This is a genomic window from Bradyrhizobium sp. McL0616 (assembly GCF_049993385.1).
In the GTDB taxonomy this organism is placed as follows: Bacteria; Pseudomonadota; Alphaproteobacteria; order Rhizobiales; family Xanthobacteraceae; genus Bradyrhizobium.
The window spans coordinates 3,735,484-3,751,265 of the sequence record NZ_CP188255.1; the positions used below are offsets into that span (position 1 = coordinate 3,735,484).

19 protein-coding genes and 1 pseudogene are annotated in these 15,782 nt (G+C 64.7%); 10 read left to right on the forward strand and 10 right to left on the reverse strand.

Annotated elements, in window-relative coordinates; translation table 11 throughout:
* Positions 1–6: 6 nt before the first annotated feature.
* The gene (locus ACPPVR_RS18000) at positions 7–297 is read left to right on the forward strand and encodes a hypothetical protein (protein ID WP_426615502.1); all 291 of its coding nucleotides are present in this window, start codon (positions 7–9) and stop codon (positions 295–297) included.
* 52 nt (positions 298–349) lie between these two features.
* Here the strand turns inward: ACPPVR_RS18000 and ACPPVR_RS18005 are convergent, their stop codons facing one another.
* Positions 350–487, reverse strand: a complete 138-nt coding sequence (locus tag ACPPVR_RS18005; RefSeq protein WP_426615503.1) for a hypothetical protein — start codon at positions 485–487, stop codon at positions 350–352.
* Between the two features lie 216 nt (positions 488–703).
* On the opposite strand from ACPPVR_RS18005, the gene ACPPVR_RS18010 reads away from it, so the two are divergent.
* Both ACPPVR_RS18010 and ACPPVR_RS18015 read left to right on the forward strand, forming a co-directional pair.
* Positions 704–1,099, forward strand: a complete 396-nt coding sequence (locus tag ACPPVR_RS18010; RefSeq protein ID WP_426615504.1) for a (R)-mandelonitrile lyase — start codon at positions 704–706, stop codon at positions 1,097–1,099.
* Between the two features lie 190 nt (positions 1,100–1,289).
* Positions 1,290–1,751: a hypothetical protein gene (locus tag ACPPVR_RS18015; protein WP_426615505.1), complete on the forward strand. Its 462-nt coding sequence runs from the start codon at positions 1,290–1,292 to the stop codon at positions 1,749–1,751.
* Positions 1,752–1,762: 11 nt separating this feature from the next.
* On the opposite strand, the gene ACPPVR_RS18020 is transcribed toward ACPPVR_RS18015, so the two are convergent.
* Both ACPPVR_RS18020 and ACPPVR_RS18025 read right to left on the reverse strand, forming a co-directional pair.
* Positions 1,763–2,080, reverse strand: coding sequence for a hypothetical protein (locus ACPPVR_RS18020; RefSeq protein ID WP_426615506.1), 318 nt, complete (start codon positions 2,078–2,080; stop codon positions 1,763–1,765).
* 158 nt (positions 2,081–2,238) lie between these two features.
* Positions 2,239–3,081, reverse strand: a complete 843-nt coding sequence (locus ACPPVR_RS18025) for a GNAT family N-acetyltransferase (RefSeq protein ID WP_426615507.1) — start codon at positions 3,079–3,081, stop codon at positions 2,239–2,241.
* A gap of 95 nt (positions 3,082–3,176) precedes the next feature.
* On the opposite strand from ACPPVR_RS18025, the gene ACPPVR_RS18030 reads away from it, so the two are divergent.
* On the forward strand, positions 3,177–3,881 hold the full coding sequence (locus ACPPVR_RS18030; protein WP_426615508.1) for an SDR family oxidoreductase: 705 nt from the start codon (positions 3,177–3,179) through the stop codon (positions 3,879–3,881).
* Positions 3,882–4,153: 272 nt separating this feature from the next.
* Positions 4,154–4,987 (forward strand): outer membrane protein, encoded by an 834-nt coding sequence (locus ACPPVR_RS18035; protein WP_426615509.1) that lies wholly within the window; start codon positions 4,154–4,156, stop codon positions 4,985–4,987.
* A gap of 65 nt (positions 4,988–5,052) precedes the next feature.
* Here the strand turns inward: ACPPVR_RS18035 and ACPPVR_RS18040 are convergent, their stop codons facing one another.
* The gene (locus ACPPVR_RS18040) at positions 5,053–6,114 is read right to left on the reverse strand and encodes a serine hydrolase (RefSeq protein ID WP_426615510.1); all 1,062 of its coding nucleotides are present in this window, start codon (positions 6,112–6,114) and stop codon (positions 5,053–5,055) included.
* A gap of 369 nt (positions 6,115–6,483) precedes the next feature.
* Between ACPPVR_RS18040 and ACPPVR_RS18045 the strand changes: the two genes are divergently transcribed.
* Positions 6,484–6,891, forward strand: a complete 408-nt coding sequence (locus tag ACPPVR_RS18045; RefSeq protein ID WP_426615511.1) for an ArsR/SmtB family transcription factor — start codon at positions 6,484–6,486, stop codon at positions 6,889–6,891.
* The gene (locus tag ACPPVR_RS18050) at positions 6,891–7,382 is read left to right on the forward strand and encodes an SRPBCC family protein (RefSeq protein WP_426615512.1); all 492 of its coding nucleotides are present in this window, start codon (positions 6,891–6,893) and stop codon (positions 7,380–7,382) included. The genes ACPPVR_RS18045 and ACPPVR_RS18050 overlap by 1 nt, the downstream gene beginning before the upstream one ends.
* Positions 7,383–7,523: 141 nt before the next feature.
* Here ACPPVR_RS18050 and ACPPVR_RS18055 read toward each other — a convergent pair.
* A pseudogene (locus tag ACPPVR_RS18055) lies at positions 7,524–7,988 on the reverse strand (Bug family tripartite tricarboxylate transporter substrate binding protein); the annotation flags it as partial.
* 276 nt (positions 7,989–8,264) lie between these two features.
* Between ACPPVR_RS18055 and ACPPVR_RS18060 the strand changes: the two are divergent.
* On the forward strand, positions 8,265–9,119 hold the full coding sequence (locus ACPPVR_RS18060) for a hypothetical protein (RefSeq protein WP_426615513.1): 855 nt from the start codon (positions 8,265–8,267) through the stop codon (positions 9,117–9,119).
* 4 nt (positions 9,120–9,123) lie between these two features.
* On the opposite strand, the gene ACPPVR_RS18065 is transcribed toward ACPPVR_RS18060, so the two are convergent.
* Both ACPPVR_RS18065 and ACPPVR_RS18070 read right to left on the reverse strand, forming a co-directional pair.
* Positions 9,124–9,777, reverse strand: a complete 654-nt coding sequence (locus ACPPVR_RS18065) for a response regulator (protein ID WP_426615514.1) — start codon at positions 9,775–9,777, stop codon at positions 9,124–9,126.
* Positions 9,774–11,159, reverse strand: coding sequence for a histidine kinase (locus tag ACPPVR_RS18070; RefSeq protein ID WP_426615515.1), 1,386 nt, complete (start codon positions 11,157–11,159; stop codon positions 9,774–9,776). Before ACPPVR_RS18070 ends, ACPPVR_RS18065 begins: the two co-directional genes overlap by 4 nt.
* 188 nt (positions 11,160–11,347) lie before the next feature.
* Between ACPPVR_RS18070 and ACPPVR_RS18075 the strand changes: the two genes are divergently transcribed.
* Positions 11,348–11,782, forward strand: a complete 435-nt coding sequence (locus tag ACPPVR_RS18075) for a DUF2380 domain-containing protein (RefSeq protein ID WP_426615516.1) — start codon at positions 11,348–11,350, stop codon at positions 11,780–11,782.
* A 14-nt stretch (positions 11,783–11,796) separates the two neighbouring features.
* Here the strand turns inward: ACPPVR_RS18075 and ACPPVR_RS18080 are convergent, their stop codons facing one another.
* The 3 genes from ACPPVR_RS18080 to ACPPVR_RS18090 are packed head-to-tail and all read right to left on the reverse strand — an operon-like array spanning position 11,797 to position 14,831.
* The gene (locus tag ACPPVR_RS18080) at positions 11,797–12,828 is read right to left on the reverse strand and encodes an L-idonate 5-dehydrogenase (protein ID WP_426615517.1); all 1,032 of its coding nucleotides are present in this window, start codon (positions 12,826–12,828) and stop codon (positions 11,797–11,799) included.
* A gap of 23 nt (positions 12,829–12,851) precedes the next feature.
* Positions 12,852–13,619, reverse strand: coding sequence for an SDR family oxidoreductase (locus ACPPVR_RS18085; protein WP_426615518.1), 768 nt, complete (start codon positions 13,617–13,619; stop codon positions 12,852–12,854).
* 12 nt (positions 13,620–13,631) lie between these two features.
* On the reverse strand, positions 13,632–14,831 hold the full coding sequence (locus ACPPVR_RS18090; protein ID WP_426615519.1) for a mandelate racemase/muconate lactonizing enzyme family protein: 1,200 nt from the start codon (positions 14,829–14,831) through the stop codon (positions 13,632–13,634).
* 178 nt (positions 14,832–15,009) lie between these two features.
* Between ACPPVR_RS18090 and ACPPVR_RS18095 the strand changes: the two genes are divergently transcribed.
* Positions 15,010–15,777 (forward strand): GntR family transcriptional regulator, encoded by a 768-nt coding sequence (locus ACPPVR_RS18095; RefSeq protein ID WP_426615520.1) that lies wholly within the window; start codon positions 15,010–15,012, stop codon positions 15,775–15,777.
* Positions 15,778–15,782 lie beyond the last annotated feature (5 nt).

The window sequence follows — 15,782 nt, forward strand, 5'->3', positions numbered from 1 at the left end:
TGTGACATGAAGTTCCTCCTGCTCGCATCCGGAATGAGCCTCATGACCGTCATTGCGATGGCGCCGGCCGGAGCCGGGGAGGCCGGCGACGGCCATACCACCGTGGTCCAGGACGAAAACGGGACAGCAGTCATCACGCAAAGCGGCGATCCGGCGCAGGCCGAGGTCAAGGTCGACAGGGAGCCGGGCCGCACCACGGTCTATCGCCGCAGCGGCGGCAATACCGCGATCGTGTCGCAGGGCACGGGGAATGCCCAGGAGATGCTGGACTGGCTGCGCAAACAGCAGGGCCGCTGACGCGCGAAGGCCCACCGTTCGTAAGGACGAGGGGCCTTCGGTCGAGCCAGGCTTACCAGTTGCGATAGCTGCCGGTCAGTGTTCCGTTGTTGTTGCCGTCAGGGCCGACGTCACCTTGCGACGAACTCGGTGTCGGATGGTTGGTGCCGTTGAGTGCGCCATACGGTCCGGCTGTGCCCGGATCGTACATCGCGCGCGGTTGCGATCAACTTGCGATCAGCTCTTTGCGAGGTGACGACAGATCGGTCCATTCATTAGCCTGGTCGATAGATCTATTCAGCTTTTGGCATCTAATCACTTGGCCGAGAGAGGCCTAGCTTCAGCCGACCGCAGTTCACCGGCACATCACCGGAACGCCGGCGTTTCCCCGTCCGGGAGATCGCTGCGGCAAGCAAGGACAATTGTCATGGAGATCAAACGCAACGGATCGCAAGCGTCGCTCAAAGGCCCGGCCGATTGGTTCACGGGGTCGGTTCGCATCGACCCGCTTGCGCAGGTGCCGCAACCTGGCCGCGTTGGCGCGGCGCAGGTCACCTTCGAACCCGGCGCGCGCACGGCCTGGCACACGCATCCGCTGGGCCAGACGTTGATCGTCACCGCAGGGCTGGGTTGGGTACAGCGCGAGGGCAGTCCGATCGAGGAGATCCGGCCGGGCGACGTCGTCTGGTTTCCGCCGGGCCTGAAGCACTGGCACGGCGCGACCCTCACCACCGCGATGACGCACATCGCCGTGCAGGAGTCACTCGACGGCAAGGCCGTCGATTGGCTCGAGCATGTGACCGACGACCAGTACCGGGCGTAGGAGGAGGCTCGCACGGCGTTACGGTCAGGATATTGCCGCGCTGACCTATTTTGGGGCAGGGAGCAGGCTGCTGCCCCTGTTAATCCCGTGCCTTAACCAACAATTAATTATACGTTTGCGGGCGGGCGACGGGCCGGCCTAGCGTGCAATGGGGAGCAGTTTCGCGAAGCCAAACGAGTTGGTGCGTATCATGATGTCCAGACCTTATGGGGCGTTGCTCGCCTCGCTCAGCGCAGCCGCGCTGCTCCTTGCTTCCAGCGACAGTTTTGCAAGACCCGGCGGCGCCGCGCCGCATGGCGTGGTGGCTGCTGCCGCACCGCCGGCCGCAGCACGCCCGACGCTCGCGCCTGGAGCGCGGTTCCGCGGCCGCAACAATGGCTTCAACAATCCTTGGGTCTACTGGCCGGGCGGCGGCGGGTTCTTCAATGACGGCGCAACGTACAGCGAACCCTTCGCCGGTGCAGGGCAGCCGATCTCCAACGACGTGCGCTACACCTACACCTACGACGTTCCCTGGGACTGGGCGCACCGCTTCCCGCCGAACGTCGTGCCGTCAGACCGGCCCTATGTGCCGAGCTGCCCGACGGAGTCCGTGACGGTGCCGGGCCGCGGCGGCGGCGAGCACACCGTCAACATCATGCGCTGCTACTGAGCGGCGCTCTATTAGAGAATTCCTGCCGCGGCGGCGTGGTCGCGGTCGGACTGCTTGCGCCTGACCGTCGCGAGCTCGCGGCTGCAGGCCGCAAATGGGGTCGTATCCGGGCGCAGGCCGAACTGCCCGCAGACGTCCCGATCCTCATCCGCAATGACGCGTACTAGCTGCGCCTCGGCGGCCTCCCGCATCGCGGTACCCGAGACGAACAGCGTGTGCAGCGCGAAGGCCGCTACGACGGCAAGCAGGAGCGCAGCCGCGAGCGCGGGACGGGGCAGGTTGCCGGTCGTGTGGTGAGACGGGCGGGCCTTGCTTCTGGCATCGGTCATGAAATCCTCTCTTGAATGAAATATCGACGGTCAGAAAAACGAGTATCGAGCCGTCCGGAAAAATCGGCGGACCCAACACCAATACACGCTGCGCCGCAGCGGGGACGTGAAACAGATTACAAATTTCAAGCCGGCGCTGGCCGAATTCAAAGTCGGAACTAGCCTAGTTCAAAACTGGTTACGCCGAACACGCGGTCGAGCCGCAGTGACGGGACTGGTCCAGTGTACATTCGCGCCGTTTCGAATGTCGGCTTGAGGCCAAGGGATTCCGCAAGCGCGATACCATCGCGGTTCATGGCGGGGATGTCGAGGACAATCTCGCCATTGCCGGCACTGGCCAGCAAGGCCTGCATGATGGCGTCCGCCGCGGCGCGGTCGTCGGCTACCAGCGGGCCGATTTTGTGGCCCGTCCTGCAGGGGCGGATCACGCCCCACCCAGCGAGCCTGCCGTCCCGCAGGAGTGCGCGTCCGACATGGCCGGGCGTGTTGATCCACGCGCGCAGGAACGCGCCGCGCGGGGCAGGGAAGACGGTGGCGTCGTCGGCTTCCACCATCGCAAACGGAATCGTGTCGAGAGCGACGACATCGGTGGGCGGCCGAGGTGGCGCGGCGACGCTGCCGCCATAGCGGATGTTGGCGTAAGCAAGCTGGAAGCCGGATTTCCTGTAATTGTCCTGCTGTGCCACGACGCCGTCGAGCCCGATCACGCGGGAGCCGGCATGCGCGATCGCCGCATTCCAGATGCGCAGGCCATGACCGGCGCCGCGGTAGCCCGCGCGCACGATGTAGAAGCCGAGGAAGGCGAAACGATCGTCATAATTGACGCAGGAGACGGTCGCGACCGGCTCGTCGTCGATCTCGGCGACGAAGAAACCTTGCGCGTCGGGAATTGCGAAGCAGGCAGCGTCAGCAAGACCGGGATTCCATCCTTCGGCCGCGGCCCAGTTGACGGCGACGGAAATCTCCTCGGGGCGCAGATTGCGGATCTGCAAATTGCTCATGACGGATGGACCTGTCGGCACGTCTGGCTATAGAAGGCCTCATGATAGGTTGAGCCTCCGGTTCGCCTCAACGGTATCACAAGGGATGATCGGTCATGACAGCAGAGAAGGTCGCACTCGTCACCGCAGGCGGCAGCGGCATGGGGGCAGGGGCTGCGCGACGGCTCGCGGCCGACGGTTTTCGCGTCGCGATCCTGTCGTCCTCCGGCAAGGGCGAGGCGCTGGCGGCCGAGCTCGGTGGGTTCGGCGTCACCGGTTCGAACAAGTCGAACGACGATCTGAAGCGCCTTGTCGACGGCGCGCTTTCGAAGTGGGGGCGCATCGACGTGCTCGTCAACAGCGCCGGTCACGGTCCGCGCGCGGCGATCACGGAGATTACCGATGAGCAATGGCACACCGGCCTCGACACGTATCTTCTCAACGTGATCCGTCCGACCCGGCTGGTCACGCCGGTGATGCAGGCGCAGAAGGCCGGCGCCATCATCAACATCTCCACCGCCTGGGCATTCGAGCCAAGCGCGATGTTCCCGACCTCGGCGGTGTTCCGCGCAGGCCTGGCCGCCTTCACAAAAATCTTCACCGACACCTATGCTGCCGACAATGTCCGCATGAACAACGTGCTGCCGGGCTGGATCGACAGCCTGCCGCAGACGGATGTGCGCCGCGACAGCGTGCCGATGAAGCGCTACGGCAAGGTCGAGGAGATCGCGGCAACGGTCTCGTTCCTGGCCTCCGACGGCGCGGCCTACATCACCGGCCAGAACATCCGCGTCGACGGCGGGCTGACGCGCTCGGTCTGAGACACGCAGATTCGAATCGCGTTGGCGTGGCCTTGTCGTGACGCGACACCGGCATGCGTCGCGCGCCGCTGCGTGCTGGACATGCGTGGCTCCTGGGGCACACTTGTCATTCATTCGCACGATCTGAGGCGCACGCTACGTCACAGTCCCTATGAACATCGCCGCAGCCCAAGACTGCGAGCGGTCCACCCCCTATGCCCAATCTGCGCCGGGTGCTTGCACCGCGCGCATTCGAAACGCGAACTCTGCTCGCGTGGGGCAAGGAGACTGGAATGAAGAAGTTTATGCTGGCGGTCGCTTCAATCGTGTTGGGCACCGCATCCGTGCACGCGGCCGACCTCGCGGCGCAATACACCAAGGCGCCGGTGATGGCGCCGGCCTACAATTGGACGGGCTTTTACGTCGGCGGCAATGTCGGCGGACAATGGGGTAGCGCCGATCCGAGCACCTCTACCGTTTGGTCGCCGACCGGCTACTTCGCCCCCAGCAGCGTGCCCGCCATCAACGCTGTCGGCCCTCAGAGCGTCAACAGTTCCAGCGTGACCGGCGGCTTTACCGCCGGCTACAACTGGCAGGTCAACCACGCCGTGTTCGGCCTCGAAGGCGACATCAACTATTTCGGCTTCAAGGGCAGCGCGAGCGGCTCTGCGCTCTATCCCTGCTGCGCGCCAAGCACCTTCACCGTTAACTCCTCGCTCTCTGCCGACTGGCTCGCCACCATCCGCGGCCGCATCGGCTTCCTCGCCACGCCGAGCTGGCTGCTCTATGCCACCGGCGGTGCCGCGATTGCCGAGGTGAGGGGTAACTTCAACTTCACCGACACCTTCTCCGGGGCGACGGAGTCGGCCGCGATCCGCGACACGCGCCTCGGATGGACCGCCGGCGTTGGCAGCGAATATGCGTTCGGGGGCGGCTGGTCGCTCAAGGCCGAATATCTCTACGTCGATCTCGGCCGCAGCACGGCAACCAGCACCAATCTGCTCGCCTTTGCCGGTGCGATTGCATATCCGAGCAACGTCTATACCCACTCGGTCGATCTCAAATCGAACATCGTGCGCGTCGGCGTGAACTACAAGTTCGGCGGACCGGTCGTCGCCAAGTATTAAGCACCATCCCGTTCCTATCCTGGCGTGGAAAGCCCCGGCTCAGCCGGGGTTTTCTGTTTTAGGGCTCAGCCTGCGTGCAATGCCAATAGACGTGCCAGCGCGGGCAGGATCTTGTATCGGGCGATCTCGTGCGGATACTCGCCGCGATTGGCGAGCAGCACGATGCCGATCCGATGCATCGGCACGAGGCCGATATAGCTCGACGCGTTGTTGAGCCCGCCCGGCTTGTCGACGACGGTGACGCCTTCGAGATGCACGGTCTCCCAGGCCATGGCCTGGCCGAATTTCTCCTCGACGCGGAAGCTTTCGTGCTGCGTCATTCGCAGCGCCTCGCGCAAATGCGGATCGACCGACCGGCCGTCGATGCAGGCCGCCACGAATGTTGAAAGATCCCGCGCGGACGAGAACATCTGGCCGGTGCCGGGGAAGTCGAAATAGCTCTGCTGGTCGCCGGGCGGGCCGAGCGCCGTGCCCTGGTCGGAATAGCCCTGCACGACGTGCTGCATCGAAGCCTCGTCCATGACGGCGCGGTTGTCGGCACCGCGCTCGGGAACGAACGTTGCGTGCATCCCGAGCGGCTCGAGGATGCGGCTCTCGATCAACTCGCGGATCGGGGCGCGATAGCAGCGCTCGAGCACGAGCTGAAGCAGCACGTAGCCGCCATGACTGTAGATGCGCTGCTTGCCGGGCGCGACGCCTGCCGGCGGCATCCAGGCGTTGAGCAAGTCGATGAATTGCGCGCGGGTGAAGGATTGGTTCGGCCATGGCGGATGATCGGTCGGCAGCAACAATCCCGATGTGTGCGTGACGAGCTCGCCGATGGTGACGCGGCGGATGCTGCCGGCGTCGAGTTCCGGCAAGTACCTTGCCAGGGGATCGTCGAGCCGCAGCTCACCGCGGAGCGTACCGAGCGCCACCAGCGCTGCCTCGAACGGTTTTCGCAAGGAGGCGAGGTTGAACAGGGTGTCCGAGGTCACCGGTCTTCGCGTGGCGTCGTCGGCAAAGCCGTAGTTGAAGAACTCGACATGGCGGCCGGCATGGAGCGCGGCGGCGAGGCCACCCGGATGGTCCGGCGTTGCGGTCGGCGCGAGCTCCGACGCAACGATGTCGCGCATCTGCGCGATCATGTCGGAATCCGCCGATGCGCGGCGGGGCCGAAGCGCGACCGCGAAGGGAATGAGGGCAGCCCGGGCGAGGGTTCGCCGGGTAAGGTGTGATGAGCTGACAACAGGTGGCACGTGATCCAATGAGTCGTGTGTGCGCCCCCGCGAGTCTTTTAGCGGGGAGGGGCCGATGTCCCAATTCACGATTGCGCGTTGCGAGTTCCTCTGTCGCCTGGTTTCGTAGCCCGGATGGAGCGAAGCGAAATCCCGAAAGGATTTTCCGCGAGGCGATAGCGCCGGATTGCGCTTCGCTCCATCCGGGCGACAGAGAAAACTTAGCCCATAAGCTAACAATTGTTGACACCATCCCGCGGGCGGCTTATAGTTAGCTACATGGCTAACCAATTGTCCCAGCTCGACCAGATTTTCGCGGCCTTGGCCGACCCCACAAGGCGGGCGATCGTGATGCGGCTGTGTGCCGGCGAGGCCTCGGTCGGCGAGCTCGCCGATCCCTTCGAGATGGCGCTGCCGAGCTTCATGAAGCACATCCATGTGCTGGAGCTGAGCGGGCTCGTGCAGTCGGAGAAGTCCGGCCGCGTGCGCACTTGTCGTCTTAGTCCGAGCGCGCTTGTCGGCGCGGAAGACTGGTTCCAGCAGCAGCGCGCGATCTGGGAGGCGCGGCTCGATCGCTTCGAGGCCTATGTGATGAAGCTCAAGAAGGAGAGGGCGGTTGCCAAGCGGCCGTCCAAAATGGCCGAAAAGAAAACCAGCAAGACAACCAAACGGAAAGGTTCTGAGTGATGACGAATTCTGCCAATCCCGCTCTGTCGCAATGGTCGCTCGACCGCGAGATCGTGATGTCGCGCGTGATCGACGCGCCACGCGATCTGGTGTTCGAGGCGTGGTCCGACCCGAAGCACCTGCCGCAATGGTTCGGGCCGAAGGGTTTCAAGATCGAGACATTTGAGATCGACGTCCGCGTCGGCGGCGTCTGGCGCTTCAACATGATCGGCCCCGACGGCACCGTCTATCCGAACCGCATGCGCTTCCGCCGCATCGAGCGTCCGAAGCTGATCGAGATGGACCACGGCGTCGACCAGGACGATGATCCCAGCATGTTCCGCTTCATCCTCACCTTTGCTGAGCAGAGCAACGGTAAAACCGTGCTGATGATGCGGCAATTGGCTTCGACCACGGAGCAGCGCGACCACATGATTGGCTTCGGCGCCGTCGAGTACGGCTATCAGACGCTGGACAAGCTCACGGCCTATGTGGCTGGCCTGAAGAGGTAAGCTTCTAGCTGTCATTCCGGGTTCGATGCTTCGCATCGCCCCGGAATGACGGTGACCGTCACTCGCCCTTGAGCCCGGCCTCACGATCAGGCGGGTCCACTTCTGCGTCTCATCGTCGATGAACTGGCCGAACTCGGCCGCAGTGCCGGCGCGCACTTCGAGGCCTTGCGCGTTCAGCTTGTCCTTGACCGCGGGATCGGCGAGCGCGCGCGGTACCTCGGCTTGAAGTTTGTCGACGATCGCGCGCGGCGTCGTTGCTGGTGCCATGAAGCCGTACCCGCCGGCGGCGATCACGTTGGGAAGGCCTTGCTCGCGCAGGGTCGGCGCCTGCGGGTAGAGCGCGTTGCGTTTGGCCGCGGCGACGCTGAGCACGGTGAATTTGCCGCTCTTGTTGTAAAGCAGCGCCGTCGGCAATGCCGTCAGTGTGGCGTCGGCGCGGCCGGCGAGCAGCTCGGTGTAGGAAGCGGCATCGCCGCGCATGGGGATGTTGAGACCCTTGACGCCGGCATTCCGGAACAGCAGCTCGCCGGCAAAGTGCGGCTGCGAGCCGACGCCGGACGAGGCGAAGATCAGCCCGCCCGGCTTCGATTTGCCGTAGGCGATCAACTCCGGCAGCGTCTTGAACGGTGCGCATCAGCCCGAGGCACGCCTCAGGCGAGACCGTGCGGCGCATGCTGACCACAACGGAGGAGATCGGGGAGGTACTGGCCCGCGATGCCGGACTGGTCCTGTCGATGCGGAGCTTCAGGCCGTGTTCGACAATATGACAGCGCGGGGCTCAATTATGACAGCGCGATAACGTAGATTTTTGTCGCGTCGTGCTGCCGAATTATGACACTATTGCTACCGTTGAATGTCAGTCCCACTACAACGGAGCGACAGATGAAGTTGATGTTGCAGGCGCGGTCCAATCCCCTGGCGTGGTGGTGGGGATCGCTGACGCTTGTAAGCAACGTCAACATCCTGGTCTGGTTCATGCTGTACCGGGAGTTCTATCAGCCGGCCGCCGGCAGCATCAGTGGACCGTCCGGCATCGGCGTGATGCTGCTGCTGTGCGCCGGCTATGTGTTCGGCTGCGCGTTCCGCTCGTTCCTGCCGCGCGCCGACGTGCAGCGCATCTGCCTGTTCGATACCTGGCTCTCCAGCGTCTTCGTCGGCCGCTCGGTCGCGACCGTGGCCGAAGTGTGCTTCGCCGCGCAATGGGCGATCATCCTGCATCAGCTTGGCAGCACGGCGGGTGCCGAGACCACGGTGAATATAGCGCTCGTCATCGTGCCCGTGATCATCATCGCGGAGTGCTTCTCCTGGTACGCGGTCGTGACCACCAACTATCTCTACAACGCAATCGAGAACTCGCTGTGGGCGGTGACCTTTTTCCTCATCGGGATCGCGCTGTGCCGCCTGCTACCGGAATTCCAGGGCCCCGTGCGCTGGGCGTTTGTCGCGGGCATCGTCGGCATCGCCTGCTTCCTCGCCTTCCTCGCCTTCCTCGTCACCGTCGACGTGCCGATGTATCTCAGCCGCTGGCGGGCAGGGCATGCCGAGGGCAGCAGGCTCCTTGGTTTCCTCGAAGGGCTGCATGACGTCTCGACGCGCTGGGTTGTGACCCACGACGTCGCGCACTGGAAGGGCGAGCTGACCTGGATGTTCCTGTATTTCAGCGCCGCGGTCTGGTCGAGCCTTGCGCTCTGCGCGCTCTATGCGATGGACGGCTATCTGACGCGCTATCTGACCTGAGGCTTTAGGCCTCACCCAGATCGACCTGCGTCAAGATCCCCTGGCGCAGCGCCAGCCGGACCAGCTCGATGTCCGAGCCGACGCCGAGCTTGTCCTTGATCAGCGAATGCAGGTTCGCCACCGTCTTCGGACTGACATGCAACGTCTCGGCGATCTCTTCCGTCGTCCTCTCGGCGAGCAGCAGGCGCAGCACCTCGAACTCGCGTGCGGTGAGGACGTCGGCGGCGGAGCTTTCACCGCTGAGCCGGCTCAGCGCGAGCTCATGGTCGATGTCGGGGCTGATGGCGATCTTGCCGGCGAGCACGTCCATCACGGCGCGCACCAGCGTTTCAGGCGGGCTCGTCTTGGTGACATAGCCCCTCGCGCCGGCGCGGATCGCCTGCACGGCAAAACCGGCATTCTCGTGCATGGTGAAGACGAGGATCTTTGCGCCCTTGTCCCATTGCCTGATGCGCCTGACCGCCTCGATGCCACCAATGCCGGGCATGCTCAGATCCATGATGACGAGGTCGGGCGCCTCGGATTTGAACAGACGGTAGGCTTCCGCGCCGTCAGCAGCTTCGGCGATGACGCGAAGGCCCGGCTGCTTCTCGAGTACGGAGCGATAGCCTTCGCGCACGACGGAGTGGTCGTCGACCAGCAAAATGGTCGCGCTCATGCCGCGCGCTCCAGCGCCTGCCGATCGGCGGTCGCGAGCGGAATGACGACGCGCAGCGCGGAGCCGCCGTTCGGGCCGGCCTCAAAGCTTAGCCGGCCGCGCAAGGCCGCGACGCGTTCGCGCATGCCGAGCAGGCCCATTCCGGATTTCGCGGCGGGATCGCTCGAGCGTCCGTCATCGTCGATCGCAAGCGCGATCTCGTCGATATGCATCGTCAATTCCAGGTTCACCCTGGTGGCGCCGGCATGCTTGGCGGCGTTGGTGAGCGCCTCCTGCACGATGCGGTAGAGATTGGCGCTGATCGTGGCCGGCAGGGTCTCGAACGCGCCGTCGAAACGGATCGAAAAACGCGTCTCGCCGCGGCTGCGCCCGTTCCAGCCGGCGACGAGGCCTTCGAGGCTCGCGACGAGGCCGAGCTCCTCGACGTCAGGCGGGCGCAACCGGAACAGGGTGCCGCGTAGCGTCTCCATCATTCCGGTTGCAGTCCGCGCGATGCTGTCGCATTCGCCGAGCAGGGACGGGCAGTCCTGCGCGGCGGTCTGGCGAGCGGACGAGGCGAGCGCGCGGATGGCGGCGAGCGACTGACCGAACTCGTCGTGCAGCTCGCGCGCGAGATGGCGACGCTCCTCGTCCTGGAGCGCGATGAGTTTCCGGGTTAGCTCGGCGCGCTCGGCAAGCGCAGTGTCGAGGCTCTCGGCCAGATGGTTGAAAACATCGCGAACCGCTGAGAGCTCGGCGAGATCGAACGGCGGCAGCCGCGCCGTGAGGTCGTTGGCAGCGATCCGCTCGAGGCCGGTGCGGATCATGCGCGTCGGGCGCAGCGCCCGCGCCAGCGCGGCGTAGACCAGCGCGCACAGCAGTGGCAGTGCGATCGCAAGCGCGATCATCAAACGGCCGGCCTCGTGCCAGGCCTCGGCCGTCTGCACCGCCGGATCGAGCGAGACCACGGCCTCGCCGAACTTCGCTCCGCGCACGATCACGGGCCGTGCCGCCTCGCGGCCGGGGTCGAACAGGCTCCGATAGAAGGCCGCGAAGGCTTGCGGCGGTGGGTCTGACGGAATCGGCGCGCCGCTACAGAACCGTTGAAGCATGTCGCCGCTCGTGCCGCGGAACGCCAGACACAGGCCGGGCGTCATCACATAGGCCGAAACAGGATCAAGGTTCGGAAAGTCCGAGCGGGGGCTCGCCGCCCACAGGACTTTGCCCTGTTGCAGCTCCAGCGTCTTGGCCACGATGGCGGCGATATCGTCGATGCGCGCATGTGCGGCGCGGTCGGTCGTGATGAGGAAATAGGCGGAGATCGCGGCGAAGCAGGCGGCCGATATCGCGGCCACGCGCAACGTCAAACGGACCTTGAGATCGAATCTCGGGCGGTTCCACATCGGCGGGCACCTGGCGCGAACGGGATTGTCGCCTGCGCATTAAACGGCAGAACGCAGGCGGCGGAAAGCGCCGCGCTTGCCGCGCTGCAACGTCGTGAAATTTTCCCGGCTCGGCTCGGGACAGCCACGGCTGCGGTACGTGAGGTTTCCGGCCTAGCTTGCGGCTTCTCCTTCATGAGAGGCCCGCCATGCGCCGCACCCTGTCGTTCCTGTCTCTTCTTGTTCTCCTCGGCGCCGGGCTGGATGGCCGGGCAGCCGCCGCCGAGACCACCACTATTGCTCTCGACGACTTCAGCTATGCCGATACCTCAGCCGAGCCCACCGATCAGTCCGCCGCCCACGACAGGCGGCTCCAGGCGTTCATGGTCGCACTCCGCCGGGACATCGCGGCCGACCCGCGCTACCGGCTTGCGCCGCAGGAGGGGGCGGCGTTCAAAGTCATCGGAGGCATCCAGAAGACGAGCACGCTGGTGCAATGGGCCAAGGTCGCGGTGATCGACGTCGGCGCCAGGAAGGTCGTGATGGATAAGCTCTACACCTTCCGCGGCGACAATGATGAGTCGTGGGAGCGTGCAGAGATCTTCGTGTCCCGCGAGGTGATGGCCGCGCTGGCGCAGCCCTGAGGCTTTGACCAGCCTCAGAACGTCAACTGCACCTTCATCGACTGTGCGCGGTCGCTGGCGAGCTCGAAGGCCGCGACCGCGTTCTCGAACGGCATGGTCGCCGTGATCAGCGGCTTCACGTCGATCAGACCTTCGCCCATCAGCCGCACCGCAAGCTCGAACTCGGGGTCGAAGCGAAAGGTGCCGCGGAGCTGCAATTCCTTGGCGACGATGGAATTGATCGGCAGCGTCATCTCACCGCCGAGGCCGAGCTGGACGAGCGTCGCGCCTGGCCGGAGCACGTCGAGTGCGGCGCGAAGCGCAGCCTGGTTGCCGGAGGCCTCGAACAGCGTGTCGAACACGCCCTTGCCGGCGCGCCAGGGATCGAGCGCTGTGGCATTGGTTGCGACATTGATGGCGTGAGTTGCACCAAGCTTCCTGGCGACCGCGAGCGGCGCGTCGGCGACATCGGTCACCACGATCTCGGCGGCGCCGCCGAAGCGCGAAACCAAAATCATCAGCGCGCCGATCGGGCCGCAGCCGGTGATCAGCACGCGCTTGCCGAGGAGGGGGCCGGCCTGCTTGCCGGCATGCAGGCACACCGCGAGCGGTTCGGCGACGGCCGCTTCCGCCAGTGACAGCTTGTCGGCGATCGGAACCGCCTGCGTGGCATCCACGGTCAGAAATTCGCGAAAGCCGCCCTGCACATGCGGAAAGCGCATCGCGCTGCCGAGGAAGCGCATGTCCAGGCACTGGTTGCGCATGCCTTCCTGGCAATGCTGGCACTGGCCGCACGGCTTGCTCGGATTGACGGCGACGCGCATGCCGGCCTTCACGCTGGTGACGCCGTCGCCGACAGCCGCGACCACGCCCGCGATCTCATGGCCCAGCGCCATCGGCTGCTGGATGCGCACGACGCCGAAGCCGCCGTGATGATAATAATGCAGATCGGAGCCGCAGATGCCGCCATTGGCGATCTTGACGCGGACTTCACCCGGACCGGGCGCCGGATCGGGATAGCTGTCGATCCGCAGGTCTTTCGGTGCGTGAATGACGACGGCACGCATGGCTGATGCTCCCTTATTCCCGATCACATCGCAGCGATCATGCCGCCATCGACATAGATGATTTGGCCGTTGACGTAAGTGGATGCGTCGGATGCGAGGAAGATTGCCGCGCCGACCAGCTCATCGGGCCTGCCCCAGCGCTTCGAGGGGACACGGCCCATCAGCCAGGTGTTGAAATCGGTGTTGTTGACCAGCGCCTCGTTCATGTCGGTCAGCATGTAGCCGGGGCCGATCGCATTGGCCTGGATGCCGTGCTGGGCCCATTCCACCGCCATCGAGCGGGTGAGGTTCTTGATGCCGCCCTTGGCGGCGGTGTAGGGCGCGATCGTCGGGCGCGCCAGCTCGCTGCCGAGCGAGCCGATGTTGATGATCTTGCCGTGCTTGCGCGGGATCATGCGCTTGCCGGCCTCGCGGCCGATCACGAAGGCGCTGGTGAGGTTGGTCTCGATCACCTTGCGCCACTCGTCGGTGGTGAATTCCACCAGCGGCTTGCGGTGCTGGATGCCGGCATTGTTTACGAGAATATCGACCTCGAGCCCTTCGCGGTCGAAGCGCTCGAAGGCCGCGACGATCGCGGGCTCGTCGGTGACGTTGAACGCCGCGCCCTCGGCCTGATGCCCGGCACTCCGAAACTCGGCGACAGCCTGCTCGACGCGCTTGGGATCGACGCCATTGACGATGATCTTGGCGCCCGCTTTCGCCATGCCCTCGGCAATGGCGCGGCCGAGCCCGCGGGAAGAGCCGGTCACGAGCGCGGTGCGGCCGGAGAGGTCAAACAGGGCGGTGCTCATCTCAAGAAATCCTCAGGCGTTGGAACGGCGCACGGTGAGATCGCTGCGATCGAACACCGCGGGCAACAGATCGACGCCAAGGCCGGGTCCCTCCATCGGGAAGACATAGCCGTCCTTGATTGTCGGCATGGTGGTGACGAGTTCATTGTACCAGCCCTTGTAGAAGGCACGCACCGATTCCTGGATCAGTGTGTTGGGCTGGCTGAACGACATGTGGATGGCGGCGATGAAGCCGATCGGGCCGATGCAATCGTGCGGCGCAAAGGGCCGGTGATAAGTTTCGGCCATCGCTGCGATCTTGCGGCCTTCGGTGAGGCCGCCGGTCCAGCACAAATCCGCCATCACTACATGCATGGCATCGCGGTCGAGCATGTCCTTGTAGGGGAAGCGCGAGCCCAGCGTCTCGCTGGCGCAGACCCAGACATCGGTCGAGCGCGCATATTCGGCCAGCGCCTGCGGCGAGTTCATGCGGATCGGATCTTCGTACCAGGTCGGCTTGTAAGGCTCGAGCGCGCGCGCGATCTGTTTTGCGGTCGGCAGGTTCCAGAGCGAGTGGAGTTCGACCATGATCTCCATCTTGTCGCCGACGGCCTTGCGGATCTTCTCGAACGGCTCGATCGCCTGCTTCATCTGGGCGGCGGTGATGTACAGGCCCTTGTTCTCCTGGGCCGCGGGATCGAACGGCCAGATCTTCATCGCCGAGATGCCGCTCTCCAGCAGGTTTTCGGCGAGCGCACCGGCGTGGTTCATGAAGCCGTCGAGATCCTCGTAGGGACCTTTGGAGGCGCCGAGATTCCAGTTCGACACCGGGCTGATATTGGTCGAGCGGACATATTGGGTGCCGGCGCAGGTGTTGTAGATGCGCTGCTTGTCGCGGCAGAGGCCGCCGAGCATCTGGTGCACCGGCTGGTTGCAGACCTTGCCGAACAGGTCCCACAGCGCGATGTCGATCGCGGAGGCCGCGCGATATTCGACGCCGGTCGAGGACTGCGCCATCGGCAGGTTGAGCATGTCGCGATGGATGGCTTCGATGTGCAGGGGATTGCGGCCGAGCAGGCGGCCGGCAAAGGTGTCGTGGATCTGCGCTTCGACCGCGCCCGCGCCATAGAAGGTCTCGCCAAGACCGATCATGCCCGTATCGGTGTGAACCCGCACCCAGATGACGTTGGAAAATTCCTCGGTGCGCAGCGTCTCGATCGACGTGATCTTCACAGCGATTGTCCTCCCATAAAGGCGCCTCGCGCCCGTCGTGTTTTCATTCTGCACCGCAACATCTGGCGGGTCGGCGAAAGTCTTACGCCCGCTTGTAATATATCACAACATGTTTTAAGGGTGCGACAAATAAGGCGCCGCCCTGCAATGCGAGAGCGCAGGCCAACGGGAGGAATTAATGGCACGGCGCAAGCGCGCGCTCGAGGTGGTGAGAAACGAGGACGACGGCGAGGGCAAGCCCTCTCGGCGCAACCGTCTCAACTTTTTCGAGTTGGCCTATCAGAGGATCGAAGAGCTCCTCGTCCATTGCGAGCTCAAGCCCGGCCAGTTCATGACCATGCTGGAATTGCAGCAGATCACGGGCTTCGGCCGCACGCCGGTGCATCACGCCGTCAATCGTCTCGCGAACGATACGCTCATCATCATTCGCCCGCGCCATGGCTTGCATATCGCGCCGATCGATCTCGCGCGTGAGCGCATGCTGTTGGGTTTGCGCCGCGACATGGAGCGCTTCGTGGTCCGGCTCGCGGCCGATCGCGCCAGCCTCTCGCACCGCAATCAGGCGCTGCACATCGAGCGTCTCCTGCGCGAGCGCCGCGCGACCTTGAGCCTCGACGAATTCAACAGCATCGACCGCCGCATCGATGCGCTGGTGCTGGAGGCGGCGGGCGAGCCCTTTCTGGTGCATACGCTGCGGCCGCTGCACACGCTGTACCGCCGCATCGGCTACATCCATCACCGCTTCATGCCGGGACAGACCGATTTGTCAGGCACGATCGATCACCATCTCGCCATCCTGGCCGCGGTCGCCGGCCGCCGTGTCGAGGACGCCGTGAAGGCGAGCGATGCACTGATCGATTACATGGACCACATGTTCACGGGCATGGAGACGGGGATCGACCCGCGCCTGCTTGATTGCAGCATCGAGCCGCTACTGGGCGCGTAAAGAGC

Bases quoted from the DNA above. Each gene is read 5' to 3' on its own strand.
- ACPPVR_RS18000 (WP_426615502.1), top strand. From the start codon at position 7: ATGAAGTTCCTCCTGCTCGCATCCGGAATGAGCCTCATGACCGTCATT.
- ACPPVR_RS18010 (WP_426615504.1), top strand. From the start codon at position 704: ATGGAGATCAAACGCAACGGATCGCAAGCGTCGCTCAAAGGCCCGGCC.
- ACPPVR_RS18005 (WP_426615503.1), bottom strand. From the start codon at position 487: ATGTACGATCCGGGCACAGCCGGACCGTATGGCGCACTCAACGGCACC.
- ACPPVR_RS18025 (WP_426615507.1), bottom strand. From the start codon at position 3,081: ATGAGCAATTTGCAGATCCGCAATCTGCGCCCCGAGGAGATTTCCGTC.
- ACPPVR_RS18015 (WP_426615505.1), top strand. From the start codon at position 1,290: ATGATGTCCAGACCTTATGGGGCGTTGCTCGCCTCGCTCAGCGCAGCC.
- ACPPVR_RS18050 (WP_426615512.1), top strand. From the start codon at position 6,891: ATGACGAATTCTGCCAATCCCGCTCTGTCGCAATGGTCGCTCGACCGC.
- ACPPVR_RS18020 (WP_426615506.1), bottom strand. From the start codon at position 2,080: ATGACCGATGCCAGAAGCAAGGCCCGCCCGTCTCACCACACGACCGGC.
- ACPPVR_RS18065 (WP_426615514.1), bottom strand. From the start codon at position 9,777: ATGAGCGCGACCATTTTGCTGGTCGACGACCACTCCGTCGTGCGCGAA.
- ACPPVR_RS18040 (WP_426615510.1), bottom strand. From the start codon at position 6,114: ATGATCGCGCAGATGCGCGACATCGTTGCGTCGGAGCTCGCGCCGACC.
- ACPPVR_RS18075 (WP_426615516.1), top strand. From the start codon at position 11,348: ATGCGCCGCACCCTGTCGTTCCTGTCTCTTCTTGTTCTCCTCGGCGCC.
- ACPPVR_RS18085 (WP_426615518.1), bottom strand. From the start codon at position 13,619: ATGAGCACCGCCCTGTTTGACCTCTCCGGCCGCACCGCGCTCGTGACC.
- ACPPVR_RS18035 (WP_426615509.1), top strand. From the start codon at position 4,154: ATGAAGAAGTTTATGCTGGCGGTCGCTTCAATCGTGTTGGGCACCGCA.
- ACPPVR_RS18030 (WP_426615508.1), top strand. From the start codon at position 3,177: ATGACAGCAGAGAAGGTCGCACTCGTCACCGCAGGCGGCAGCGGCATG.
- ACPPVR_RS18080 (WP_426615517.1), bottom strand. From the start codon at position 12,828: ATGCGTGCCGTCGTCATTCACGCACCGAAAGACCTGCGGATCGACAGC.
- ACPPVR_RS18095 (WP_426615520.1), top strand. From the start codon at position 15,010: ATGGCACGGCGCAAGCGCGCGCTCGAGGTGGTGAGAAACGAGGACGAC.
- ACPPVR_RS18060 (WP_426615513.1), top strand. From the start codon at position 8,265: ATGAAGTTGATGTTGCAGGCGCGGTCCAATCCCCTGGCGTGGTGGTGG.
- ACPPVR_RS18070 (WP_426615515.1), bottom strand. From the start codon at position 11,159: ATGTGGAACCGCCCGAGATTCGATCTCAAGGTCCGTTTGACGTTGCGC.
- ACPPVR_RS18045 (WP_426615511.1), top strand. From the start codon at position 6,484: ATGGCTAACCAATTGTCCCAGCTCGACCAGATTTTCGCGGCCTTGGCC.